Below are 25,674 nucleotides of genomic sequence, written 5' to 3' on the forward strand. Positions count from 1 at the left end.
ATTCGAAAAAGAAATTAAACGTTTTTAACAGGATCTGCAATTCAGCCTATTGGCGTATTTGTTTGTGAATTTTAGAAGCAGAATACTTACTTTTACGTTGAAATGGAAATTAAAGTATTAGGCTCAGGATGTGTGAAATGCAGGGGATTGGATCATCGGGTACGAAAAGCCGTTGCCGAATTGAGCTTGAATGCCCGGGTTGAAAAGATAGAAAATCTGACTGAAATAATGCATTTTGGAGTCACACGAACTCCTGCGTTGGTGGTCGACAACAAGGTTGTGATGAGCGGCCAACTTCCAACGTATAGCCAACTGAAGGAGCTTTTGCTGAATCTGTAAAAAGAGTGATATGAGATTGACCGGAGTATTATTACTTGGCTTGCTTTTTATGATGGCTTGTACAAACAATCAGCCTGTTAAAAGTGATGATTTGTTGATGCCGGAACCGGGGCAGATTGGCATTTATTATTTTCGAACGTCGATTCGCTGTGAAACTTGCGATGCCATTGAGCAACTAATTAAAGATGAACTTGCAGGTAACTATGCAAGCCAGCTTGAAAAAGGCGAAATTGTATTTCGTCAATTCAATCTGGACGATCCGGCGGTGGCTGACTTTGCACAGCAGTTTGATGTGGTGTTTAAGTCGGTTATTATTTTGAAAGATGAAAGAGCAATTAATTTGACCAATGACTTGTTCTTGTATAGTTTATCCAAACCAGAAAAGAGCCGGGAGCTTTTTGAAAATACAATTGATCAACTCTGATGCAGGAATATTTCACCAGCTTATTGGATCAATCTTCGTTTCCCCTGTGGTCCGCTTTTTTGCTGGGGCTGATTACTTCGCTTGGACCTTGTACGCTCACGACCAATATTGCTGCTATTGGTTTTGTCAGCAAAGAGGCCTCCAATAAAAAACGGGTACTATTGGGAGGCTTGCTTTATGCCGTTGGTCGCGCATTTACCTATATCGTAATTGCTTTGCTTTTGTTTGTTGGAGCTGATGCTTTGAATATTTCCAAACCTTTTGCTCGCTATGGCGAAAAATTGATTGGTCCTTTGTTGCTGATCATTGGGTTGGCGATGCTCAATATTATTCCAATTCGTTTCCCTTCATTTAACGGACTTTCTGAGAAAATTGAAAAACAAAAACGTGATCTGTTGATACAGCACTTTTTATTGGGGGTCGTTTTTGCCCTGGCTTTTTGTTCGTATAGTGGAGTGATGTATTTTGGCCTGTTAATTCCAATGACCCTTTCAGCTCCTTCAGGTTTATTGCTTCCCCTGTTTTTTGCGCTGGGGACAAGTGTAATTGTCCTGGCTTTTACGATTCTGATAGCCTTCGCCTTTTCAGGCATCAATCAGTGGTTTATCCGGATTAAAAATGTTGAATTTTGGTTGCGCCGATTGGTTGCCGCAATGTTTATTACAATTGGTGTTTGGAAAATCTTTGAACTAATCCTGAGTTAAAACAGCTTCTCCGTTTTTTATCTTTTGAGCAAGCGATTGAATGGTTTCTTCATTGACTAGCCGTGTAAAATCTCCTCTCACTTTCGAGAATTCATCGTGCAGCGGACATTTATTGTTGTCATCACAACTTTTGAAACCAAAGCTACAGCGAGTAAATGAACGTTCGCCATCTATCGCAACAATTACCCGGTAGAGTATTAGTGGTTCATCTTTTTCATCAAAAGCAAAACCACCATTTCTACCTTTCAAACTATAGATTAAATTAAAGCGAGTCATTACCTGCAGAATTTTTGCGGTAAAATGCTCTGGTGATTCAATTTCACGCGCAACTTTTCTGTAACCGGGACGTTTGCCTTCCCAGTTTTGAAGTTGAATGTACACCAGTGCGCGAATCGCATATTCTGCAGATTTTGACAGCATATCGTTATTTTATCGACAAAATTAGTTTTTTTTCACGACTTCTTGCTCTAATAGGGCTGCTTTTGGGAACAAAATGTTATTTTCTAAATGAATATGCCGGTGCAGATCTTTTTCAAACGCATGCAAGGTTTCATAGGCTGCACGGAAGGTATTACAAGCATCGTCAGGAATTGAGTAGACTTGTGTTAATCGCGAGATCTCTTCGAACCGGGCACCTTCATTCTCGTGCTCTTGGATCATTGCTTCTATGGGATGAGTAACAGATTGATTGCTGGCAATTGTAATCGTTTTATTGTCATTTTTTAGTTGATTCAACCTTTCAACCAAAGGAAAAAGAATGATTTCTTCTTTTTGCATGTGCATGGTCAGTTGTCCGGCCGACTCTTTAAAGTGAGCATTAACCTCGGCAATTTCAGGGTGGCGCCCGCCGTGCACTTCTTCAATTTTATCCAGTAACTTGGTAAGCAAGGGAATGTTCTCCCGCACAAATGCATGATGCTTGTCTTTTATGTACTGGATTAGGTCTTCTAACGACATCGCATCAAAATCCGGTGACGATGTTGGTTGTTTAATTACGTCTTCCAGTTTTTGAATAACTTCTGTTGAGTCCAGTGATTTCGTATCACAGATTTCACCAAGACTTTGTTTTCCTCCACAGCAAAAATCAATTTGATAATCATCAAAAACTTTGACTGTCTGAAAATGATTTTTTGCAATTTCTCCTACTCGTGTTTCTAAATTAATCATAGTGGTAAATTATAAGATATTATTCGACTTATTGATATTTAAACTTAAGGTGGATAAACGTGTCCACTGATTGGCAAAACTAAAATAATCTTTTTACATTTGCAACAGAAGATCAATGGAGATTAATATCCACTAAATAAAAACACTTATGAGTACAAGGAAGTTATGGTATGGATTCGCCGCAGTGATGGTACTGTCATTTGCGGTTCTTCTATTTTATGGTTGGGAAATTTATCGGCAGGCACCGCCTATCCCAAATCAAGTAATAACAAATTCAGGCGAAACCGTTTTTAGCGGTCAGAATATTAAAGATGGTCAAAATGTCTGGCAGTCGATTGGAGGACAGGAGTTGGGAACGGTATGGGGGCACGGTGCCTATCAGGCGCCTGACTGGACTGCTGATTGGTTGCATCGTGAAGCCATGTTCATGTTGAATTACTGGGGTGAGAGGGATTTTGGAAAGCCCTATTCGGAGTTGGATAATGAACAGCAAGCAAGCCTGGAGGCCCGGGTTCAAAAGGAAATGCGCACAAACACATACGATAAAGCAACCGGGAACCTCGTTATTTCAGAATTACGTGCTCAGGCTTTTCGTAATTTAGGCGAGTATTACTCGGGGCTTTTTATGAATGGGCAGGAGCAGGCTGATCTTCGAGAAGCTTATGCTATCCCTGCAAATACGGTCAAAACTCAGGATCGTATGGATAAAATGAGCACCTTCTTCTTCTGGGCCACCTGGGCCACAGTTACCGAGCGACCCGGACAGGAAATTTCGTATACAAACAACTGGCCACCCGAAGAACTAGTTGGTAATAAACCGACAAGCTCTTTGATTCTTTGGACTGGTTTCAGTGTAATTGTTTTGTTGGCCGGAATTGGCTGGTTGTCCTGGTATTATGCTACAAGTAGGAACGATGAACACCAACTGGAGGTGCCGGCAGTAAACCCTGTTTCAGGAATGAAACTCTTTCCTTCCATGAAAGCCACATTGAAATATTTCTGGATTGTATCGCTTTTAATGGTGGTACAAATAATTGCCGGGGTTATTACGGCTCACTATGGTGTAGAGGGAAGTGCTTTTTATGGTATTCCCCTTGATCAGTGGCTACCTTATTCCGTTTCGAGAACCTGGCATGTTCAAATTGGAATTTTCTGGATCGCAACTTCCTGGTTAGCCACAGGCTTGTTTTTTGCTCCGGCCATTTCCGAAAGGGAGCCTAAATACCAGAAGTTGGGAGTGAATGTCCTGTTTTTCGCCTTGCTTGTGATCGTCGTTGGCTCATTGGCCGGGCAGTGGATGGGCGTGATGCAAAAACTTGATTTGGTCGAGAATTTCTGGTTCGGACATCAAGGTTATGAGTATGTTGACTTGGGGCGTTTCTGGCAAATATTCCTGTTTGCAGGCTTATTCATCTGGCTGTTTTTAATGGGGAGAGCCCTTTTACCGGCTTTAAGAGAAAAAACGGAAAACCGGAACTTACTGATTATGTTTCTGATTGCTTCTATTGCAATTGCTTCTTTTTATGGTGCCGGTTTGATGTGGGGGCAGCAAACCAATCTGGCAATCGCTGAGTACTGGCGTTGGTGGGTTGTCCACCTTTGGGTTGAAGGTTTTTTTGAAGTTTTTGCAACTGTAATTATTGCATACCTGTTTGTACGAATGCAACTGATTCATTCGAAAATTGCGACAACTACCGTTCTTTTTTCAACAATAATTTTTCTGAGTGGCGGTATTTTAGGAACTTTCCACCACTTGTATTTTACAGGAACGCCTACTGCGGTGCTTGCACTTGGCGCTACGTTTAGTGCACTCGAAGTGGTTCCTTTGGTATTGATGGGCTTTGAAGCTTACCACAACCTAACCTTGAGTAGATCGGGAGAATGGGTAAAGGCTTACAAGTGGCCGATTTACTGTTTTATTGCCGTAGCGTTTTGGAACTTTCTGGGAGCCGGAATTTTCGGATTCTTAATTAACCCACCCATTGCACTTTATTACATGCAAGGATTGAATACGACTCCGGTTCATGGGCACACCGCCTTGTTCGGTGTTTACGGTTTTCTTGGTATTGGATTGATGCTGTTTGTTTTGCGCGACATGAACTTAACGAAAGAGTGGCGAAATGGCCCGGTTAAGTTTGCTTTCTGGGCCATTAATATTGGTTTATTGCTGATGGTGTTAATTAGTGTGTTGCCGGTTGGCTTAGCTCAAACCTGGGCGAGTGTCAAATACGGACTTTGGTATGCACGTTCGGCTGAATTTATGCAGCAACCATTTATGGTAACCTTAAAATGGTTGCGTGTAATTGGTGATACCATTTTTGCAGCTGGCGTTTTTGTGTTGGTGTATCATGTATTTGGACTGGCCTTTGGCTGGTCGTACGAAAAAAAATCGTTGGAAAGTTAGTAAATACGAACTGCTATTTTACAGGTTTTGAAACCGCTCCAAATGGGGCGGTTTTTTTTATAAGTTTTTGATTGCTTTTACTTTGGCCTTTTAAAACTATTCCAAAAGCTCTCCACATAATCTGCATTTTCGAAATAATCTTTCCCTTGAATTTTCTCAGCAGTTGTGTTTAATTCCAGAACACTTGCTTTTCGACTATAACTCACTTCTTTGTTATCTTGATCTAAATAAGTTTTTTCACAATCTAAATAGTTTACCGCATACTTCCCGTTAAAAGGGTTGTAGGTCGCAGTATAATGGTAATTAACCTTGGACTGTTCAAGCTTTTTAGTTGCCAGCGACCTGTTGTGTGGATGGTTTTTTTCTGCATCGATCATACATTCGTTGCGAATTACTTCGTAGTTATTTTTGCTGATATAGATTTTTCCATCTAACTGCGTAGCGTAGAAATCTCCGGTGTGAGCCAAGTCGGCTTTGCTTGTTTTGTAGGAGATAATCCAAACCGAATCGTCATTAAACTTGCTGATTCCTTCCAGCTGCAGATCGAAGTCATTCAATAGTTTTTCATCAAAGATCGTGTTCGACAGCCGGGCAATATCCATTTCAAGCAGTTCTTCAAAACCGGTTTTTGCTGCTGGAATGGAGTACGATTCAAAATTCTTTTTCACCTCCGAAAATTTAAAGTGGCGCTTGCTAAACGCGTCGGTAATTGAGGGTGATGCATAGCCGGATTCATCATATAGCTGAACAACCGCTTCGCGTTTTTGCTCCAAAGCACCCGCCACTTGTTTTGTTTCTTCAAAATACAGTTTCAAACCGAGTGGACCATGGTAAAAGTTTTCGGGTACTTTCGCTGCAGCTGTTTTGATCACACGAAACAAAACTCTCGACTGTGCGGCTACATCTATCGTATCAATATCGTACGTTTGCTCAACCAATTGAATTCGCGTAAAATCTCTTTTCAAAAGTTCAGGAATCCGAAGAACCATGTTCCCGTACCCCACGGCCGAGAAAAATAGCTTTTCATTTTTGAATTCATCAGGAACCTTCAACTCAAAAAATCCTTCCGAATCGCTTGCTGTGCCGTAAAAAGTTCCTTCAACTCCAATATTTGTATAAGCAATTCCTTCTTGTGTGTTCGAATCAACTACACGACCTTTAATGACTTGGGCGCGTACCGAGGCCGAAATAAAGAAGACTAGAAACAGAGATATGATTAGATTTCGCATAATGTTTTTTTTAGCTCGGGGTTTTTTCTACTTTAGCTAATAACGCCAAAACAAATTTAAAAGTACAATTTGAATAACATATTTATTGTGCCAGCGTTATTAATTTTGAAACAAACAAATAAAAATTACTTCAATAATGAAAACAAAGAACCTTATCATATTGATCACTTGCTTAGGATTTTTAGTGACTTCTTGTGTGTCGAAGAAAAAATATCTGGATATGGAGTCTTCGAAACTGCGTGCAGAACAGCGTGTTCGAGATTTGACTTCGGAAAATAGTGACAAAGCCGATCGGATTAAACAGTTGATTGCAGATTATGAGCAAACCAAGGAAGACTTGATGTCGAGCAATGCCGAAAAGGATCAGATGATAAGTGACCTGCATGGAGAGATTAATGATCTTTCGACTAATGTGCAGGAGAGAGATGACAGTATTGAAGAGAAAATTTACGCTTTTGGTTATGAGAAAAGACGAATGGCGCAGCAGATGGAAGAGTATCAGGAGCAAATTAAAACACTGAAAGCTGATAAGCAGAGTTTGTCTTCGGAACTAAAAAAAGCAACCGGCGATCTTTCCGAAGTGCAATTTGACTTGAATCGCAACAAAGGAGAAAATACCAAGCTGGAAGCTCAACTAGAAAAGAAAAATTCAAAAATCGAGCAACTTTCAGGTCAATTAGCTTCGGTGAAAGCCGATGTGCAAAAGCTGAAAGTTGAACTTCAGAGTAAAGACGAAACTATTGAACGCCTAAATAACAATGTCAGTTTGCTAAAGAGCCAGCTCGGTAAATAACGTTAGCCAATCGATGGCAAATTGATTCCTTTTATTTTCCGGAACAAATCCAAAGCATATAAATCGGTCATTCCGGAAACAAAATCGATCACCGATTGCACTTTTTCATAGGTGGTTTGGTGGTTGTTGCGGTATTGTTCCGGAATCATGGAGATTAATCGTTTAGAGTAACCTTCATCCGGAGCCAGCAGGGCTTCAATAAACGCTTCCAGTAATGTGCCGATAATTTGGTGTCCTGAAATTTCAACCTCCACAACCGATCGGTGTTTGTAAATTTTGTCAACCGATAGATCTTTTATTTCTTCCAGTGCTATTCTGGAAGTCCCTTTTAGCTGGCTGATTAGTGATTTTTGAAACGTACCCTCGAAGATGTCGTCTTGCTTACTTTCGAAAACAGCAATACACTCGTGCACCAATTTGTTGATTACGCCGGCTCGTAGGTAGGCAATTCGTTCATTGTGGTCTGAAACTACGTTAAAGGTTTCTTCAATTTTTTTACGAATTTCTTTATCGGCTTGCTGGTCGTAGAAGTTCAGGAATAGTTCTTTGGTTGTTTCGTAGCCCAATATTCCCAGTTTATGTGCATCTTCCAGATCCATCATTTGGTAACAGATGTCATCGGCTGCTTCAACTAAAAACACTAATGGATGGCGAACAAACTTCAATGGGTTATTTCCAAGCTGTTTAATGCCGAGCTCGGTGGCTATTTCGTGATAAAGCTCTTTTTCCGATTGAAAAAAACCAAACTTGGGTTTTTGAATACCAACTGATTCAAATGGATATTTTACAATGCTGGCCAGGGTTGTGTAGGTTAGTGCAAATCCTCCGGCGCGACGTCCGTTAAACTGGTGACTTAACAAACGAAAAGCGTTGGCATTTCCATCAAAGTAGACAAAATCGTTCCATTCTTCGGCTTGAAGCATGAGTTGTAAATTATGTCCCCTACCATTTTTGAAATAGCTTGAAATAGCTTCTTCGCCGGCATGGCCAAATGGAGGATTTCCCATATCGTGAGCCAGGCAGGCGGCCGAAACGACAGCTCCGAGTTCAGGAATCAATGGACTTGTTTCGCCTTTTACAATTAGTTTTTCAGCCAATATATTTCCAAGCGAACGGCCAACGCTTGCTACTTCCAGGCTGTGGGTGAGTCGGTTGTGTACAAAAATACTGCCGGGCAAAGGAAATACCTGGGTTTTGTTTTGCATGCGACGAAAGGGTGACGAAAAAATCAAGCGATCGTAGTCGCGTTGAAATTGTGTGCGGTTATACAGTTCGTTTTGTTTTACCGCGGGCTTTGTGCCAAGTCGTTTGCTCGATATAAGTTCGTTCCAGTTCATAATTCCTTTTTTATAGAATAAGTTGTTTAAAGGTCTTTCTGTTCAAAAAATATCAACATGGTACTTTTTGAGTTCCCGATCCAGTTGTTTTGAGCCCGGGCATATTTCTTCAAGCAGATGCCAGAAATTCTTGCTGTGGTTCTTCTCTTTTGTGTGAGCCAGTTCGTGCAGTAAAACATAGTCAATTAAACGATCCGGAAGTCTCATCAAATGCAGATTCAGATTGATGTTGTTCACTGAAGAGCAACTTCCCCATCGGCTTTTTACATGTTTTACAAATACTTTTTGAAATTGAAACCCGTGGTTTGAGGCTAATTCCTGAAGTCGAACGGGTAAATAAATTTTAGCTTCCTGTCGCATGACTTCAATAAGAATCTTGCGTATAAACTGTTGAATGGTTGGGCTTTGATAATCGTATTTATTTGGAATGTTAATTTGGATAATTCCGTTTCCGATTAAATTCGTCACTTGCCCCTGATCAACTTTTACTATTTTTAATTGATGAAACTTTGTTCGAAAAGAGTTATCTTGTCCGAAAACAGTTAAACCTGTTTTAATCTTTTGTTGTTGTTGTATTATCCATGCTGATTTTGACTTTACAAAGTTGACAGCTTTAGCCTCGGAGGCTAAAACAGGCATGGAGACATGAGCATGACCAGTTGGTTTTACCCGTAACCGAAAATAACGGGAACGTTCATTTCGAACTAAAGTAACCTGTCCGACAGGTTCAATTAAGATTACTTTTTCAGCACTCATACGATACGAATTGCTGACGAAGATAATGAATCCTTCAAAACTTGAACTATGGAACAAAAAAACGACATTGAAGTATTTGGAACGATAAACAAAAGGGAAACGGTCTTTACTATTGACGATAAAATAGAGCCCGGTACGCTGGTGTTTGAAGCTCTTGAGCCATTTCCGGGGTATTATCATGAAACGCCTTTTGATACCAAACCGATCTATATGTACATTGCCCTGGCGGAACATTATCCGCTTGAGAATATTATTCGGGCGACTCAGGAAGTTGAGAAAGTGTTTGATGAGAAATTTGATGCCGGAAAAGGTTTTTTAAATATTTACAATACCACCTACAATGTGTTACGAGTTCGCCACCTGAATCGGTATGATTTAATTGGTGCGTTACAAAAGGCGTACGAAGATAATGGCATCCATTTTTTAGGGAAAAACAAAAAGAGCCTGAAGGAAAAAGCCAATATAAAGGTGGTCAAATTCTTTAAGTTGGAAGAAATTGATAATGGCATTTATATTGACAAAAAGGAGCGCTTCCATGCCTATATTGAATTACCTACTTATTTTGAATTTGATGACTTTAAGGCATTGAGCAACCGTGTACAGTATAATTGGGATGAAAGCAAGTTTGATGCTGCCGTAGGATCTTTCTATTATAATGGGAGACTGCGAGAGTTTGTTCGTATTTACAGCAATAAACTGAGCCTGGAATATCTGCAACAAATTAAAAAATTATACTTAGAGAAGATGAGGTAATGATCTAACAGTTAATTCTATATTGTTGTTTAAGGGTGCTCCTGTGGGACACCCTTTTTTTATTTGTTGGTTTGGTTTCGTCTCTCTGATTGATCATGTCTTCTGAAACTCCGTTTAATAGCCGGAACTACCCATTTAACATCTTCAAATAGCTTGCTTGCTATCTGAAATGTACATTTCGTATTTTTTTCGATTTTTTAAAGTTGTCATGAACTATTATTCTTTTAAATTTATACTTCTTTATAATAAGTTACGAAAAAAATACCTTGTTGTCTTAATTTATATTTCGTGTTTATGACTTTCGTGAGCGTAGGGGCAGAAAATAATATGAAAAGTAAAAGGGGTGGGGAATCTTAATTTTATCAAACAATAACTAATTTAGTTCGTATGAGAAAAATTTACTTAGCGTTATTGACTATTTTGCTTTTTGGGAGCAGTTTGTTTGCTCAGAGTTCGCTGAATCAGGCGCAGATTATGCAGTTGTGTATTGATTTGCCTGTTTTCGAGCAATATGGACAATTGACTTCAGACGAGAATGTTGTCAAGATAGTCAGCCAATATCCAATTGAGTTTTCAAATGAAATGATCAAGCTGGTGGATCCTTCAAAAGTTGTTTTTCAGACTTCAGAAATGGTCAAAGTGAATAAGGTACAAGCGTATTTTGCTTTCCGTTTTTTTGAAGTTGGTCATAATAGTGCAAGTGCGACAGTGAACTATTTCTATGATTATGATCTTGATTCCGAATCCTACAAAATGGTAGCAGTTAATGTTTCCTTAAAAAAATCTGATAAGATGTGGAGTGTTGAAGACTTAATATTAAATGAAATGTCACGATGAGAAAGAGATTTATAACTTTAATTAATGGCGTCTTCTTTCTAGCGTTATTCTTTGGGACAGGAAGTTTTTATAGCATTCAAGCCCAAATTACGAATGAAGGATTTGAGGATAGTTCAGCTACTTTGACAGGTTGGACACAAAATGGAGCCACGGTAAGTACAGGAACAACCATAACAGGTTGGACTGTAAACCCTGCTGACAGTCAAATGGCACATATTATTCCAGTAGGTTCATATATGCAATCTGCCGCTGAAACGGAGTTAAACTTAACATCAGGTTCTTTAAGTTTTAGCTCAGCGACAAATTTTGGAATATTATATCAAGACGTAGTTCTTCTGGCAAATCAAGAGATAACTTTTTGGTGGAACTACGTTTCTGAAGATTATGACCCTTATGACGATGGATCGTTTGCGTCTTTTTCAAAAGTGGGTTATCAGGAAGTTATTACTCTGGTTCGCACTGTAAGTAGCGGGTTGGTACCAGCAACTGGAGATTATGGCAGTAGTGGCTGGCACACAGTGACTTTCACGGCGCCAACAGCAGGCACTTATCGATTGGGGTTTGGTTGCTTCAACTATAGTGATCAATCTGCTAATCCACATCTCTTTGTTGATGATGGTGCTGGTGGCACAATGGCGCCTGGTTATCCTGTACTTACTACAAATGCAGTATCTAGTGTTACAGGAGTGTCAGCTACTTGTGGAGGGAATATCACTAGTGTTGGTACAGGAGCATCTTCTATTACAGCCCATGGAGTATGCTGGAGTACCGCTGTTTCACCTACCATTTCGGGTAGTCATACCACGGATGGTGCGGGAACTGGAAGTTATACAAGTACGATAACAGGTTTGACTACAGGTTTGACCTACTATGTGAGAGCTTACGCTACAAATAACCTTGGAAACACCGCTTATGGAGGGACGGTAACTTTCATCGCTGAAAATACAAACACCCCTCCAGTTGCCAACAACGACGGTACTTATAACGCGAATACAGGTGGCACAGTTTCTGGGAATGTTTTAACAAACGATACGGATGCTGATGGAGATGACTTAGACGTAACAACCGAACCGACTTTATCTCAAGGATCATTTACTTCGTTTGATTTGGAAACAGGGGCTTTTGTTTATCAGGCACCAACAAATTATGTTGGAACGTTTACATTTAGCTACACTGCTACTGATGGAACTGCAACAGATAATGCAACTGCAATGATAACAGTTGCCGATACCATTGTTCCTGTTGTGACGACACAAAATATAACCGTTCAGCTTGATGCTTCTGGAAGCGCATCTATTACAACAACTGATATCAACAATGGCTCAACAGACAATATTGGGATTACAGGGCTTAGCCTGGATAAAACTTCTTTTGATTGTAGTAAAGTTGGTGCAAACACGGTATCACTTACTGCCGTTGATGCTGCTGGAAATTCTGCATCAAATACTGCTACGGTTACAGTGGAAGACAATGTTGATCCTTCTCTTACCGTTCAAAATATCACCGTTCAGTTGGATGCTTCGGGTAGTGCCATGATTACTGCAGCTGATTTGGTTACCAGTGCTTCTGACAATTGTACTGTTCAGGATACGACGATCAATGTGAGTTCATTTGATTGTGGTGATATTGGTTCAAATTCGGTTCAGGTTACGTTGAATGATGTGAATGGTAATTCGACAAGCAAAACGGCAACGGTTACTGTGGAAGACAATGTTGATCCTTCTCTTACCGTTCAAAATATCACCGTTCAGTTGGATGCTTCGGGTAGTGCCATGATTACTGCAGCTGATTTGGTTACCAGCGCTTCTGATAATTGCACTGTTCAGGATACGACGATCAATGTGAGTTCATTTGATTGTGGTGATATTGGTTCAAATTCGGTTCAGGTTACGTTGAACGATGTAAACAGTAATTCGACAAGCAAAACAGCAACGGTTACTGTGGAAGACACAACTGATCCGGAAATTGTTCCACCGGTAAATCTGTCATTCTATGCTGACTCAAATCAATGTGGAACATACGTCAACGTAAAATTTTCGACTTTCGATAACTGTAACTCAAATGGGAATTTGGCATACAATGGTAATGCCAATGGTAGTTTGAACGGATGGAACATCACCCAGAATTATGGGAATGGCTGGGCGGTTTCAGGAGGTATGTTCGTCACTTCTTATGCAACTAATATAAAGAGTCAGGTGATTGATTTGCTTGCCCAGGGATATGATACAGCCACCTTAAATGCTGCTCCTAATATTACAGTTTCGGAAGATTATATTGGAAGATGGCCCAACTATGGCGACACCTATTTCCTAAATGTTCAGCTCCGAGATGCACAGGGGGCTGTTATCACTACGTTTAACACCGGGAACCTCACTTGTACGAACAGTTTGCAAACTATATCACATACTTTTAGTGGTTATGGAACTGGAGTCCGGTACATTTTTGTTGAGCATGGGGGTAAGGATGCTGAGTTCTGGGTGGGGCATTATGGTTCAAAAATGGATAATCTTCAGGTTTTGGTAGATACCCCTTCAATTACGCCAAATCTTCCAGTTCAGCAAACACACGGAATACCTTTAGCGGATATGTTTCCTGTTGGAACAACTACCAATTCCTACATTATAATGGATATGTCAGGAAATACTTCAAGTACTAGTTTTGATGTTGTTGTTGAAGATACCATTTCTCCGACACTTTCAGTTCAGAATTTAAAAGTTCAATTAGATGCTTCAGGTAATGTTTCGATTGTTGCTGCTGATTTGGTAACAAGCGCTTCTGATAATTGTACGATCCAAGACACTACGTTAAGCGTAAGCTCATTTGATTGTGGTGATATTGGTTCAAATTCGGTTCAGGTTACGTTGAACGATGTAAACAGTAATTCGACAAGCAAAACGGCAATGGTTACTGTAGAAGATAATGTTGATCCTGCACTAACGGTAAAAGACACCACTTTATACTTAGATATTGACGGTAATGCCTCAATTGTAGTAGCAGACGTTGTTACCAATGCATCTGATAATTGTACCATTCAGGATACCACTTTAAGTATTAGCTCATTTAGTTGTGATGATCTGTTTACTCCGGTACCAGTAGATGTTACATTAACTGACGTTAACAGTAACTCGACAGTTGAGGTTTCTACCGTTACTATTTTGGATACCATTACACCGGTTGCCATTTGTCAGGACACTACCGTTTACCTGGATGCAACTGGTAATATTGCGATTGATCCCACATTTATAGACAATGGTTCGTCTGATAACTGTAGTTTTGACCTTTCACTTGATATTACTGCCTTTGATTGTTCCAATGTTGGAGAGAATGCAGTTGTTCTAACGGCTGAAGATGCTTCAGGAAATTCAAGTCAATGTCAATCAACCGTAACGGTTCTGGATACTATTGCCCCAATTGCTATTTGTAAAGACATCACGATATCGTTAGATACGCTGGGAGCTGTTATTATTACTCCCGACATGATTGATAATGGCTCTTATGATGCTTGTACTGAGGTTGTTTTGGAGATTGAATCTGATGCCGCGATTACATTGAGTTGTGAACAAATAGGAGAGAATGAATTGACCTTGAGTGTAACAGATATCTATGGAAATGTTTCTACCTGTGTTTCAACTGTTACTGTCGAGGATAATTCCAAGCCTGTTGCTATCTGTAAAGATGTAACGGTTTATCTGGATGAAACAGGCTTTGTACAAATTGATGGACCAACGGTAGATAATGGCTCGTATGATGCTTGTGGAGTTCACATTGTTCCTTACGTAAATACAGAGAAGTTTCATTGTGACGATTTAGGTCCAAATCTGATTACACTGACCGTTAATGATTATCATGGTAATTATGATTTTTGCGAAAGTATTGTTACAGTAGCAGACAGTATCAAACCGGAAATTGATAGCATGGAGGACATCTCCACTGTTGTTGCATCAGCTGATGACTGTTCTGTGGTGGTTGAGTTTGAAACTCCAACTGCAACTGATATTTGTGGCGGAGTTACGGTAGAGCAAACGGCAGGTTTAGCTAGCGGAAGCGAATTTCCCGTAGGAACAACTGTTGTTACATTTACTGCCACTGATGCATCCGGAAATACGTCAGAAAGCTCATTTGCAGTTACCGTTGCAGGAATCAATAAAGCTCCGGTGATCGACGCTATCGCAGATCAAACCGTATCACCTTATATCGTAACAATGGAAGTGCCATTATCAGGCATTAGTGCTGGAGATGATTGCATGGAGCAAATTGTAAGCACAATTACAGCAGAAGCTGCAGACCCATCTTTGGTAACAGTAGCGGTTGTAACTTACATCGAAGAAGAAGAAACAGCTGTGCTGACCCTCACTTTAGCAGGACAGGTCAGTGGAAGCTCCGAAATTACCGTGACATTGAAAGATAACGCAGGTACTGCTAACGGAGGAGTTGATGAAACAAGTACCAGCTTTACCGTAACTGTTCTGCCTAATTCAGCACCCGAAGCAAATGGTTCAATCGATACTGTTTATATCGATAAAAACAGTACGAAAACAGTTGAGTTGGCGGCTGCATCCGGCTTATTTAGCGATAATGATGAGGGTGATGAGTTGAGCATTTCTGCAACTGCAGAAGATGGTTCTGCACTTCCGGACTGGATCAGCATGAACGAAGCGGATATGAAACTGACTCTTTCTCCCACAGCAGATGAGTTGGGAGAGCATAAGTTTATGCTAACCGCAACTGATAAAATGGGTGCAACTGCAAGCGTAGAAATAGTTGTAGTTGTTCAAATTCCAACTGGTTTCGATGAGCTGACTAGTGAATTTGGCTACCGAGTTTATCCTAACCCAACTGATGGATTTATTAAAGTTGATGTGAAGAATGGTGATTTGTTAGAAGGAGAAATTTTTGTTCGTAACCTTGTTGGTCAGGAAATTCATCGTCAGGTATATCAATTGTCTGATCCGATTATGATTAACCTGTCTGGGCAGGTTGGTGGTATTTATTTTGTCACACTAAAATTGGGCGACAAGGAATTTACCAAGAAGATTATTAAGAAGTAATCAAATTCAAAATAATTCAAAAAAGAAGAGGCAATACTATAAAAAAAAATCGTATTGTCTAAAAGGTTACCCGGATGGATCCTGTTCTCGGCAAGTGAATGAGCTGCACACGCAATCACAGCAAAGAGTCAGATATTTTTCTTAAAAGACGATGCTGCCTATTCAGGTGATAGCTGTGAACACATGTTTGATAATTCAGAATGATTCTATGATGTTTAAAACAATGAAATATGATACATTTAGGTCAGTTTTCGAATTAAAAACCAGAATAATAAAATTATGAAACACATTTTTACTTTTTTTTCTTTTGTATTGATTAGCTTTCTGGCATTTTCTATTGATGTTGTTCCAACTACGTCAGTTGAGGTCAGCCTTGATTCCGTCATCAGTGCTTCTTGTACTAATGGAAACAATGGTGCGATATTTATTTCCGTACAAGGCGCGGGAAATACTTATTTAGTTGAAGGAGCTGGAACAGCAGATGCTAATGGTATTTATTCTCCAGTTTTTCCTCTCGATCGTGGAGATGCTGGTTTGAATGACATCTATTCCAATGGGGTCTTTTTTATTTATTTTCATTGGGGTCCCGAGGCTTGGCTAATTGATGATAATTTAGTGGCAGGTGATTGGGATGAACTATATTATTTGGATGAAACTCGATCTCTTAATTTGGCAGATGCCGTTTGGTCAAATTTAATTCCGGTGTGGGGTGGTAAAGCTAAAACATCTGATTCTAAATCTAATTTAAAGTACAGCCGGGTGTCCAATGCGTTTCCTCCTTCCGCGAATGTAACAACAGGTGTTCCATCAGGAATGCTCGGGGCTGATCCAATTCCAACAGGATCCTTTAGCGGTGATGTTTTTGCAATCTCTGGGGCTGGTACTGCCGATGTTGACGGAGTTTATTCTGCAGTAAATATTCAGGATAAAGGTGATGGCGAAGGATATCAAGTTTACTCAAATGGTTCCTATTTTGTTTATTTCAATACTAATTTAGGTGTTTGGGTTATTGATGATAACCTGTATGCTGACTATATTAATGAACTTTATTATTTTGACCGAAACTATTTGTTTTCTGGTTATGACGCATTGGCTTTCGGTGGATATAGCCCAACCGATTTGGCCCATGTGGTTTGGACAAACGGGGTTGATTTTGATTTAAGTGCTAAAGAAGCACCAACCGGTGCAGCTTCACTGCTTGGCGATCAGAAACTTGCAAAGACAAATTCAGCGGTGCTAAGTCTTGGGACGCTGCCGGAAGAAGTATCACTTGGGGCTAGCCCTGCTCCGGAGGGGTATTTTTACGAATTAAGTTATAACTGGACCGGGTCTGATGATTTTACTTCTACCAACCAGGATTTAACGAATATTCCGGCGGGTGAATATTCACTGGTCATAACATCGGAAATGTCAATGCCCACTGTCAAAGCCGATGCAGGAATAAAATACTTAAGGCCAATAGAATTTGATACATTGGCTGTTTTTGGGCCTGTTTCTGTTGAAAAAGCAGGTGCGCAGTCAATCGTTTTAGGAGATATAACAGATGCCAGTTGTCCGGGCAGTTTAGACGGGTTAATCGATATTTCAGTTGAAGGTGGAGCACAACCGTATTCCTATGAATGGAAATCAGCTTTTGGGAATGGCGAAAATTTCAGCGGATACTATTCTCCTGATAATTGGCTTGTTGACACAGGAGCTGGAGATGGTAATGTGTCAATATCGACAATCTCATTGGAAATTGAAGGAAATAATAATGGTACAGATAGCGTCTACACTCAGGCAACTATTGTTGTTATTGAAGGCGGGAGTTTTTCGTTTGATTGGGATTACTCAACTATTGATTGGGGACCAAGATTTGATCCTGCATTCTATATAAATAATGACAGAATCCCTCTAACCGATGATGGAGGACCTTCAGATCAATCAGGCCATGTTTCATTTGAGGCTGAAGCGGGAGATGCCATTGGGTTCACGGTTTATTCAACTGATGGAGGAGTAGGGGAAGGTTATTTAACGATTTCAAACTTTGCCTATCCGACATCCGAAGTTATCTCGACCAAGCAGGATTTGGAAGCTGGTAGCGGTTCTTATCTAGTAGAGGTGACCGATGGCAATGGATGCATGGTTATATCGGATGTGTATGAGATTTCCGATCTGGATACTGAGAAACCAGTGGCGGTTTGTAAGGACATTACGGTATATTTAAATGAAGAAGGAAAAGCGTCTATTACTTCAGCCGCTATTAATAATGGCACAACCGATAACTGTAGTTTTCACTTACCCTTATTAGACAAGAAACATTTTGATTGCTCAAACCTTGGTGAAAATTTGGTTACCATGACTGTCACCGACTACAGTGGGAATTATGATTTCTGTGCATCAATTGTGACTATTGCCGACAGTATCAAACCTGAAATTGATAGCATGGAGGACATCTCCACTGTTGTTGCATCAGCTGATGAATGTTCTGCGGTGGTTGAGTTTGAAACTCCAACTGCAACTGATATTTGTGGCGGAGTTACGGTAGAGCAAACGGCAGGTTTAGCTAGTGGAAGCGAATTCCCGGTAGGAATAACTGTTGTTACATTTACCGCCACTGATGCATCCGGAAATACGTCAGAAAGCTCTTTTGCAGTTACCGTTGCAGGAATCAATAAAGCTCCGGTGATCGACGCTATAGCAGATCAAGCCGTATCACCTTATACCGTAACAATGGAAGTGCCATTATCAGGTATTAGTGCTGGAGATGATTGTATGGCGCAAGTTGTAAGCACAATTACAGCCGAAGCTGCAGACCCATCTTTGGTAACAGGAGCGGTTGTAACTCACATCGAAGAAGAAGAAACAGCTGTGCTGACTCTCACTTTGGCAGGACAGGTCAGTGGAAGCTCCGAAATTACCGTGACATTGAAAGATAACGCAGGTACTGCTAACGGAGGAGTTGATGAAACAAGTACCAGCTTTATTTTAACTGTTTTAGCTAATTCAGCACCCGAAGCAAATGGTTCAATCGATACTGTTTATATCGATAAAAACAGTACGAAAACAGTTGAGTTGCCGGCTGCATCCGGCTTATTTAGCGATAATGATGAGGGTGATGAGTTGAGCATTTCTGTAACTGCAGAAGATGGTTCTGCACTTCCGGACTGGATCAGCATGAACGAAGCTGATATGAAATTGACCTTATCTCCCACAGCTGATGAGTTGGGAGAGCATAAGTTTATGCTAACAGCAACCGATAAAATGGGTGCAACTGCAAGCGTTGAAATAATTGTAGTTGTTCAAATTCCAACTGGTTTCGATGAGCTGACTAGTGAATTTGGATACCGAGTTTATCCTAACCCAACTGATGGATTTATTAAAGTTGATGTGAAGAATGGTGATTTGTTAGAAGGAGAAATCTTTGTTCGTAACCTTGTTGGTCAGGAAATTCATCGTCAGGTATATCAATTGTCTGATCCGATTATGATTAACCTGTCTGGGCAGGTTGATGGTATTTATTTTGTTACGCTGAAATTGGGCGACAAGGAATTTACCAAGAAGATTATTAAGAAGTAATCACATACAAAATAATTCAAGAAAGAGGCAGTCTAAACAGCTGCCTTTTTCTTTTTGTAAAAAAGTAAAGCCTCCTGACTCAGGAGGCTTACACTTCGAATTGATTGATTAAGATATCCCTTTCGGGTTGATTGATTGATTATTCTCCACTTTCTTCAGCTGGCACATCAACAGGTGTTAACAAAATATCGACTGATGTTGTGTCGTTTGCAATGACAACGATACCTGAAGTTTCAAATTCTTCGTATCCTTCAGCAATGCATTTAATGTCGTAATCTGCTGTAGGAAGACCAATTGCTGCATAGTAGCCGGTTGTGTCGGTTAATGCTGAAGTAATTAATGAATCCATCTGATAAAATTCAACGGTTGCATTTCCAATAGCAATGGTATCTCCAACTGACACATATCCGTTGATAATGCCTGTGAAATCTTCTTGCACTACGGCGCGTATTACTGGCTTAAAAATAAAACCTTTAATGCCCTTTTTGCTTTTCGCATTCCCTTGAACAACAAATGATTTACTTACATCAAAATCCAATAATACTGTAGATGCGCCGCCGTCAGCAACTGTTAGTCCGTCCATGATTTTAATTTTCAACCCACTGCTCGATCCACTTGGAATTTTAAGGTCGTAAGTTGTGCTATCTTCGTCGTTCAATACCACGCTGGCATCAACCACATGCATTCTGATCAAATCATATGTTCCTGTATCCAATTCTGCTTCGGTCAATTCCGCAGTTACGCCATTTCTTAAATCCAGTAAATTGAATTCCATCATTTCTTCAGAAACCGTGATAAATGTCGTTGAGTCATTCTCTGTAGAGTCTGAATCAGCCACCATGCGGATTTCAATTTTATCGATTGTTACATTGGCTTCGGCCACCATGTCGGTTGGGAACGGAGCATCGGTCAATAAAAACGACACATGGCCTTTCCCTGTTAGTGAGCCATTCGAATTTTCATCTGACAAGCTTCCGCTGTTCGGATCTTGACTATTTTCTGTACATGACATGAAAAATCCTGCCATCATCGCAAAAAGTATAATTGATGCTGTTTTTAATCTAACTTTCATAACTGTTATTTTTATTCGTTAATTATATATTCTTGACTTGAGTTAATTTGGTATTGCAGTCCCAACGATCGGCAAACAATGCGGACAGCTATTTCTGCATTTGTTGTTTTTATCTTTCCCGAAAAATGTTTCCCGGTACTGGCTTGGAGTTTAATCTTAATGTTGAAAAACTGTTCCAGATTTTCAGTTAAGGCTGAAAGTTCCTGGTTTTTAAACGTTCTGTTGAATACTGCGAGCTCTGGATAGTCAATCGCAAGCTCTTTTAAACCGGTTAATTGATTGTTTTTATATTCCAGCGAATTTCCGGCTGGTATTAGTTGTTCCTGCTTGTTGTCCGAAAATTTCACGTTCCCCTCGTAGCAACTGACAAGCATATTGTTTTGCTTTTCAGAAACCAGAAATCGTGTACCCAAAACACGGACTGCTCCGAGCTGGGTTTGCACCGTAAATTTTTCTCCCTTTTCAACTTCAAAATAAGCTTCTCCATTTAAATCAACTTGCCGTTTCCACCAATATTTAGGATAACTAGCCGTGCTGTTTGGGCTGAGAACAACGCGCGATTGATCAGGAAGTCGAAATGTGAGAACTTGCTGGGTCTGATTTTCAAACGACTGTTCAGCAAGAAAAAACTGAAGAAGGAAAACCAAAATAAGGCTCGCTGCAATGGGAATTGCAATTCGGTAAAACTTGTGTTGTAAAGATTTTTCCTTTGCCTGTTTGTTTTTTCCCTCTCCAATTTTCTGGATGATTTCTCTCAACACAACCTTTTCATCTTTCGTTTCCGGAACCCGATAGGATTCAATCACCTGTTCCAACCGGTCTTTTTTGTTCGGCAGAACAAGTAAAATTGGAAACTCAGATTTGTTGGTCGTGCACATAGCTCAAATGATTGATTGATACCCTTACTATCCATTCAATTGAAAATACCCTACCAAGAAAGTGAATTATTTTCCTCAGGCCTGTGTAATGTGTTGGTTTATTGAAGTTTGATGTTGATAAAAAAAACGGGCGTAAATTTCAGGGCAGTGATGTCGGTGCGTATGGAATAAGAGCCGGTATTGTCAGAAATATTGAAATAGTCAACTTCTAACACATTTTTACGGTTTAAAATATTGAGCAGTGAAATGCCTGAGCTAATGGTGAAAAATTTTGACTTGAACCGCTTCATTAACGATAAGTCGGCTTGGGCGAAAAAAGGTAGGCGACCAAACTCCTGACTAATTCCAGTTTCTTCACTTTGTGTGATCAGATAAGGACTGCCCGAATGATAGGTTAAATTGGTTGATAGAATCCAACTATTGTATCGGGCCATCTCGGTCCAGCGAATTCGTTGGCGTTGATCATCAAAAGCCGGATAACTTTCACCATTATTAAAAACCTCAAACTGTTCGGTTGATTTCGATAAGGAGTAGGCCAGCATGTGCGTAAACATTCCCTGTTTGTAATGAATCAGCGCATCAAAGCCATAATGCTCAGATTCTCCATTTCGAGTAGAATAGCGAATGGTTTTTTCTTTGCCGCCACTCAACTCGGCGTACAGGTTGACTTTTCCCGATGTCGTTTTATAATAGGGTTCGACGTTGATTGATAAACCGTTGTTTTCATAGCGCAAACCCAAAACATGTTGCTGAGATTCCAGAATGCCAACTTCTGTTGAGTCGGGTAAAAACCAAACTAAGTCACTGTTTCCATCCGTGTCTATTTTTCTGATTCGAGACATAAATTGGTTATAAATTCCACCGGAGTAAAACAGATTTAGCTTTTCCGAAATCGTATAACTAATTCCCCATCGTGGTTGAAAATAGAGTTGATTCTGGATGTTTTCCTGGTTCACCCGCACTCCAAGCCTGGCGTGTAGTTTTTCGGTCAACTGGATTTCTTCTTGTAAGAAAGCATGTAGAATTGTTGCTTTAGAATCGTAATTGATAGAGTCAATTTTGACATTCCCAACCGTTTTATTGCTAGTGTACGAGTAGGAAACTTCGTCAACGTTGGCTCCAATTCCAAACTGATGGGTGAGTTTTCCTGTTTTCCATTCGCTCGACCAATTGACCATGGTCTCCTGTAAATGGTTCTCGTTAGTATCGGATTCTTTCTTTCCGCCTTTTCCGTTTTTGTTTGGCTCCAAACCCGATGCCGAAGCCGAGTATCTATTTAGTTCGTTGTATCCGAGGTTGAAATGATGTTGCCAATTTCCTGCTTGGTATCTCCAATTTCCTCCAATGCCACGGTTCTCGCTGGTTGCCTCATCTGCCTTGAAAAACCGGGAGTTGTCGCTGAAAATAAAGTTGCGATTTTGCTGATCGTTACTTTGAAAGGCATTCAGCGATATCTCCTGACTTGCTGAAGGTTTAATGCTTAGTTTTAGGTTGGCATCATCGTACAAAACAGTTGGTGATACCGATGCCTGATCATCGGTCTGGGTGCCTTGCTCTAAAATTTGCCGATACAAATAATTTTCCCACTGGTCGATGTAGGATTTCCGGTAGGCTCCACTGATGGAGATGACCTGACCAATAGGAAGTTGCCCCGATGCATTTACATTGAGTAGGTTGGCTGATAGATCAAGGCTTGGACGGTAATAATTATCTTTCCCGGTTAGCTCTACAACGCCTGAAATCCGCTCGCCAAACGAGGCGTCAAAAGCACCGCGCGACACAAAAGCTTGCGAAATATATTTGGCATTGAGTACACTCAGGTTGCCAAACAAGTGGCTGGTTTCCAGGATCGGCATACCATCCAGCAAAATCAGGTTTTCGGAAGGGGAGCCTCCGCGGATGGAAATACCGGAGGATTGTCCGCTAAGAAAATTAACGCCGGGAATCAAACTCAGCGAAGTCACTAAATCGCTGTCGTCAATTCGGGGCAAGTTTTCTGATTGCCTGGGGTTAGAGGCCATTCGTCCGTTTTGCTTGCCCATCTCAATCACATTTTTTTCTTGTTGATGAACCTCAATCGCTTCAATGTGGATGGCAAAGGGTACCAAGGCAATCTGATGGAATTCATTCGGAACTATATTCATCGTAGTATCTAATCGCTGGTAGCCCAAATGACTAATTTGGATAGTTATCTCATCCGTTTTTGTAATCTTTTCGTTGAAAATTCCCAACTCATTGGTGATTGTTCCAAGGTTTTTACCGTAAGCGACACTGCAAAACAGCAATGGCTCGCCGGTAGTTTGATCAATAACCTGACCTTTTAGCGTGATGAATTCCGGCTTTTTCGGAGGTAGAGGTGCCGGGTTTTCGAAGAGCACGTAGGTGTTTTCAATTTTCTCGAAAAGCAAGTGATATTGGTCGCTCAATAAAGTTAAAAAATCAGTGACTGAAATTTTATCCTGATGAATCGTTACGTTGATGGTCGAAAAATAGTCGGCATCAAAAGCAAATGGCGTGTGGTATGTTGCCGAAATTTCTTCCAAAACGGTATTCAGACTTTTGTTTTCAGCGTGTACGGAAATGACTTGTTCCTGTGCAAAACCAGAGATGCTTAATAAAACAAGAAGTAGGCTAAAGACAATATGTGTTTGATGCTTTTCCAACAAGGTTTAATGTTTTTGTGCTGCCTAAAGATAATCACCTTAAAACTGTTTATCTACTTTCGATCGTAAATGTTTAAGAGCCTTGCTGATGTGTTTTTCAATCGCTTTGACACTTAATTGCAGGTTGTCAGCAATTTCCTGATAGGTCATTTTGTCAATCCGGTTCATTAAAAAAATGGCTCTGGTTTTTTCGGGCAACTGTGCCATGGCAGATTGCAATTTTTGATCAAACTCTTTCAGCTCCATCAGATACTCCGGCGACTCATTTTCGTGCTTTGTGACTAGCGAACTACTAAAGTTGAGCTGAATTTTTTTCTTGCGATGATGCTTGAAATAATGATTTCGGGCAATGGCGAAAAGATAAGACCGGACAGTTTCCTGCTTGACGTTGAATCGTTCTTCCCACAAAACAAGGAAAACATCCTGAGTCAGATCGTCGGTAATCGTCAAGTCCCCCGAGAGGTAGTAAATGAAATTTCGAACATACTGGTAATGTTCCTTAAATACCGACTGAAACCAATTATTATCACGTTTTCCTTCAATCCTCATCCTTCTCTCCTGTCTTGTCAACCTAAACAAATATAAGAATTTACTCTATCTAACTGATTATTCACGTTCAATATTGCTCAGGCTAAAAGTTTGCTAAAATCAGGAACTGCTTCTTTTAGATTAACAATTTGAAAGCTTGGATTTATCAATCCCCTTTTTTATTATTTTTGCAGGCCTATGGAAAATAACAACACTCAAAAGCGAATTGTGGGTATCGGAAGTGCCCTGGTTGATATTCTGGTTCAATTAAAAGATGATCAATTGCTGGACGCATTTCAGCTGCCTAAAGGAAGTATGACCTTGGTTGATGCTGAGCTTTCTCAGAAAATGCTGGATCGTACTTCAGACATTGATCGGAGCATTGAAACCGGCGGTTCATCAGCCAATACGGTTCGCGCGATAGCCCAACTGGGAGGGAAAGCTGGTTTTATTGGCAAAATTTCGAATGATGAAATGGGGCATTTTTTCAAAGATGAATTTGAGAAGTCGAATATTACACCTCATTTATTTTTCAGCCAGATTCCTACCGGGAAAGCGGCTACCTTGATTTCTCCCGATTCGGAGCGCACGTTTGGCACTTACCTTGGTGCTGCCAGCGAATTAAGTGTTGATGAACTTTCTGAAGAACTATTTGCCAACTATGATTACCTGCATATTGAAGGCTACTTGGTTTTTAATCATGAGTTGATTGAAGGTGTTTTGAAGTTAGCGAAAAAGCAAGGGTTGAAAATCTCTCTGGATATGGCCAGTTTTAATGTTGTTGATGCCAATCTGGAATTTTTAACCCGACTGGTTGACGAATACGTAGATATTGTTTTTGCCAATGAAGATGAAGCGAAGTCGTACACCGGATTGGAACCAGAAGCAGCCTTGACAAAAATTGCTTCTCAGTGTGAAATTGCTATCGTGAAAATTGGTAAAAAAGGCTCATTAATTCAGGCCGGGAACCAATTTATTCAGGTTGAAACGCCGATTGTGAAAAGCATTGACACGACTGGGGCAGGCGATGTTTATGCCAGCGGATTTTTATTTGGATTGGCCAATAACAAGGGTTTGCAGGAATGTGGTAAACTGGGGTCGTTGCTGGCAAGCAAGGTTATTCAGGTGCTTGGTGCAAAAATACCTGAATCAAAGTTGGCCGAAATTAAAGTGGAAATGTAACC

General features: G+C 40.4%; 19 protein-coding genes. 10 read left to right on the forward strand and 9 right to left on the reverse strand.

Translation table 11 applies throughout. From position 1 onward, the window contains the following. The first annotated feature begins 102 nt into the window (after nt 1–102). From GR929_RS15845 to GR929_RS15855, 3 genes are read left to right on the forward strand one after another with little or no spacing between them, the layout of a single operon-like run. Nucleotides 103–339, forward strand: coding sequence for a thioredoxin family protein (locus GR929_RS15845; protein ID WP_159521554.1), 237 nt, complete (start codon nt 103–105; stop codon nt 337–339). Nucleotides 340–349: 10 nt separating this feature from the next. Further along, nucleotides 350–763, forward strand: coding sequence for a nitrophenyl compound nitroreductase subunit ArsF family protein (locus GR929_RS15850; RefSeq protein ID WP_159521556.1), 414 nt, complete (start codon nt 350–352; stop codon nt 761–763). Then, the gene (locus GR929_RS15855; protein ID WP_159521558.1) at nt 763–1,467 is read left to right on the forward strand and encodes an aromatic aminobenezylarsenical efflux permease ArsG family transporter; all 705 of its coding nucleotides are present in this window, start codon (nt 763–765) and stop codon (nt 1,465–1,467) included. The genes GR929_RS15850 and GR929_RS15855 overlap by 1 nt, the downstream gene beginning before the upstream one ends. Here the strand turns inward: GR929_RS15855 and GR929_RS15860 are convergent. Together GR929_RS15860 and ric are read right to left on the reverse strand one after the other, a co-directional pair. After that, entirely contained in the window at nt 1,453–1,887 is a 435-nt protein-coding gene (locus tag GR929_RS15860) for an RrF2 family transcriptional regulator (RefSeq protein WP_159521560.1), read from the reverse strand. The genes GR929_RS15855 and GR929_RS15860 overlap by 15 nt on opposite strands. Nucleotides 1,888–1,908: 21 nt before the next feature. After that, nucleotides 1,909–2,634, reverse strand: coding sequence for an iron-sulfur cluster repair di-iron protein (ric, locus tag GR929_RS15865; protein ID WP_159521562.1), 726 nt, complete (start codon nt 2,632–2,634; stop codon nt 1,909–1,911). 148 nt (nt 2,635–2,782) lie between these two features. Between ric and GR929_RS15870 the strand changes: the two genes are divergently transcribed. Continuing rightward, nucleotides 2,783–5,038, forward strand: a complete 2,256-nt coding sequence (locus GR929_RS15870) for a nitric-oxide reductase large subunit (protein WP_159521564.1) — start codon at nt 2,783–2,785, stop codon at nt 5,036–5,038. 77 nt (nt 5,039–5,115) lie between these two features. On the opposite strand, the gene GR929_RS15875 is transcribed toward GR929_RS15870, so the two are convergent. Further along, a complete protein-coding gene (locus tag GR929_RS15875) occupies nt 5,116–6,267 on the reverse strand; it encodes a carboxypeptidase-like regulatory domain-containing protein (RefSeq protein WP_159521566.1) in 1,152 nt (383 codons plus the stop codon). A 136-nt stretch (nt 6,268–6,403) separates the two neighbouring features. Here GR929_RS15875 and GR929_RS15880 point away from each other — a divergent pair, with 136 nt between their 5' ends. Continuing rightward, nucleotides 6,404–7,060, forward strand: a complete 657-nt coding sequence (locus GR929_RS15880) for a hypothetical protein (RefSeq protein ID WP_159521568.1) — start codon at nt 6,404–6,406, stop codon at nt 7,058–7,060. Between the two features lie 2 nt (nt 7,061–7,062). Here the strand turns inward: GR929_RS15880 and GR929_RS15885 are convergent, their stop codons facing one another. Both GR929_RS15885 and GR929_RS15890 read right to left on the reverse strand, forming a co-directional pair. Beyond that, nucleotides 7,063–8,397: a deoxyguanosinetriphosphate triphosphohydrolase gene (locus GR929_RS15885; RefSeq protein WP_159521570.1), complete on the reverse strand. Its 1,335-nt coding sequence runs from the start codon at nt 8,395–8,397 to the stop codon at nt 7,063–7,065. A 42-nt stretch (nt 8,398–8,439) separates the two neighbouring features. Continuing rightward, a complete protein-coding gene (locus GR929_RS15890; protein ID WP_159521572.1) occupies nt 8,440–9,153 on the reverse strand; it encodes a M48 family metallopeptidase in 714 nt (237 codons plus the stop codon). A gap of 48 nt (nt 9,154–9,201) precedes the next feature. On the opposite strand from GR929_RS15890, the gene GR929_RS15895 reads away from it, so the two are divergent. The 4 genes from GR929_RS15895 to GR929_RS15910 all read left to right on the forward strand — a co-directional run bounded on the left by GR929_RS15895 (nt 9,202) and on the right by GR929_RS15910 (nt 19,349). Continuing rightward, nucleotides 9,202–9,906 carry a hypothetical protein gene (locus tag GR929_RS15895; RefSeq protein WP_159521574.1) on the forward strand — a complete coding sequence of 235 codons (705 nt, stop codon included), beginning with the start codon at nt 9,202–9,204 and terminating at the stop codon, nt 9,904–9,906. A 387-nt stretch (nt 9,907–10,293) separates the two neighbouring features. Next, nucleotides 10,294–10,743 carry a hypothetical protein gene (locus GR929_RS15900; protein ID WP_159521576.1) on the forward strand — a complete coding sequence of 150 codons (450 nt, stop codon included), beginning with the start codon at nt 10,294–10,296 and terminating at the stop codon, nt 10,741–10,743. Then, a complete protein-coding gene (locus tag GR929_RS15905) occupies nt 10,740–15,791 on the forward strand; it encodes an HYR domain-containing protein (protein WP_159521578.1) in 5,052 nt (1,683 codons plus the stop codon). The genes GR929_RS15900 and GR929_RS15905 overlap by 4 nt, the downstream gene beginning before the upstream one ends. 279 nt (nt 15,792–16,070) lie before the next feature. After that, entirely contained in the window at nt 16,071–19,349 is a 3,279-nt protein-coding gene (locus GR929_RS15910; RefSeq protein WP_159521579.1) for an HYR domain-containing protein, read from the forward strand. A gap of 139 nt (nt 19,350–19,488) precedes the next feature. Here the strand turns inward: GR929_RS15910 and GR929_RS15915 are convergent, their stop codons facing one another. The 4 genes from GR929_RS15915 to GR929_RS15930 all read right to left on the reverse strand — a co-directional run bounded on the left by GR929_RS15915 (nt 19,489) and on the right by GR929_RS15930 (nt 24,511). Beyond that, a complete protein-coding gene (locus GR929_RS15915) occupies nt 19,489–20,421 on the reverse strand; it encodes a DUF4382 domain-containing protein (protein WP_159521581.1) in 933 nt (310 codons plus the stop codon). Nucleotides 20,422–20,432: 11 nt separating this feature from the next. Next, nucleotides 20,433–21,299 carry a FecR family protein gene (locus GR929_RS15920; protein ID WP_159521583.1) on the reverse strand — a complete coding sequence of 289 codons (867 nt, stop codon included), beginning with the start codon at nt 21,297–21,299 and terminating at the stop codon, nt 20,433–20,435. Between the two features lie 98 nt (nt 21,300–21,397). After that, nucleotides 21,398–23,962 (reverse strand): TonB-dependent receptor, encoded by a 2,565-nt coding sequence (locus tag GR929_RS15925; protein WP_159521585.1) that lies wholly within the window; start codon nt 23,960–23,962, stop codon nt 21,398–21,400. A gap of 39 nt (nt 23,963–24,001) precedes the next feature. Next, nucleotides 24,002–24,511 (reverse strand): RNA polymerase sigma factor, encoded by a 510-nt coding sequence (locus GR929_RS15930; RefSeq protein ID WP_159521587.1) that lies wholly within the window; start codon nt 24,509–24,511, stop codon nt 24,002–24,004. Between the two features lie 177 nt (nt 24,512–24,688). Here GR929_RS15930 and GR929_RS15935 point away from each other — a divergent pair, with 177 nt between their 5' ends. Next, nucleotides 24,689–25,672, forward strand: coding sequence for an adenosine kinase (locus tag GR929_RS15935; protein ID WP_159521589.1), 984 nt, complete (start codon nt 24,689–24,691; stop codon nt 25,670–25,672). Nucleotides 25,673–25,674: the final 2 nt, after the last annotated feature.

The organism is Sunxiuqinia indica, from assembly GCF_009847015.1.
Taxonomy (GTDB): Bacteria; Bacteroidota; Bacteroidia; order Bacteroidales; family Prolixibacteraceae; genus Sunxiuqinia; species Sunxiuqinia indica.

Coding starts and splice junctions, on each gene's coding strand:
- GR929_RS15845 (WP_159521554.1), top strand. CDS start 103: ATGGAAATTAAAGTATTAGGCTCAGGATGTGTGAAATGCAGGGGATTG.
- GR929_RS15850 (WP_159521556.1), top strand. CDS start 350: ATGAGATTGACCGGAGTATTATTACTTGGCTTGCTTTTTATGATGGCT.
- GR929_RS15855 (WP_159521558.1), top strand. CDS start 763: ATGCAGGAATATTTCACCAGCTTATTGGATCAATCTTCGTTTCCCCTG.
- GR929_RS15860 (WP_159521560.1), bottom strand. CDS start 1,887: ATGCTGTCAAAATCTGCAGAATATGCGATTCGCGCACTGGTGTACATT.
- ric (WP_159521562.1), bottom strand. CDS start 2,634: ATGATTAATTTAGAAACACGAGTAGGAGAAATTGCAAAAAATCATTTT.
- GR929_RS15870 (WP_159521564.1), top strand. CDS start 2,783: ATGAGTACAAGGAAGTTATGGTATGGATTCGCCGCAGTGATGGTACTG.
- GR929_RS15875 (WP_159521566.1), bottom strand. CDS start 6,267: ATGCGAAATCTAATCATATCTCTGTTTCTAGTCTTCTTTATTTCGGCC.
- GR929_RS15880 (WP_159521568.1), top strand. CDS start 6,404: ATGAAAACAAAGAACCTTATCATATTGATCACTTGCTTAGGATTTTTA.
- GR929_RS15885 (WP_159521570.1), bottom strand. CDS start 8,397: ATGAACTGGAACGAACTTATATCGAGCAAACGACTTGGCACAAAGCCC.
- GR929_RS15890 (WP_159521572.1), bottom strand. CDS start 9,153: ATGAGTGCTGAAAAAGTAATCTTAATTGAACCTGTCGGACAGGTTACT.
- GR929_RS15895 (WP_159521574.1), top strand. CDS start 9,202: ATGGAACAAAAAAACGACATTGAAGTATTTGGAACGATAAACAAAAGG.
- GR929_RS15900 (WP_159521576.1), top strand. CDS start 10,294: ATGAGAAAAATTTACTTAGCGTTATTGACTATTTTGCTTTTTGGGAGC.
- GR929_RS15905 (WP_159521578.1), top strand. CDS start 10,740: ATGAGAAAGAGATTTATAACTTTAATTAATGGCGTCTTCTTTCTAGCG.
- GR929_RS15910 (WP_159521579.1), top strand. CDS start 16,071: ATGAAACACATTTTTACTTTTTTTTCTTTTGTATTGATTAGCTTTCTG.
- GR929_RS15915 (WP_159521581.1), bottom strand. CDS start 20,421: ATGAAAGTTAGATTAAAAACAGCATCAATTATACTTTTTGCGATGATG.
- GR929_RS15920 (WP_159521583.1), bottom strand. CDS start 21,299: ATGTGCACGACCAACAAATCTGAGTTTCCAATTTTACTTGTTCTGCCG.
- GR929_RS15930 (WP_159521587.1), bottom strand. CDS start 24,511: ATGAGGATTGAAGGAAAACGTGATAATAATTGGTTTCAGTCGGTATTT.
- GR929_RS15935 (WP_159521589.1), top strand. CDS start 24,689: ATGGAAAATAACAACACTCAAAAGCGAATTGTGGGTATCGGAAGTGCC.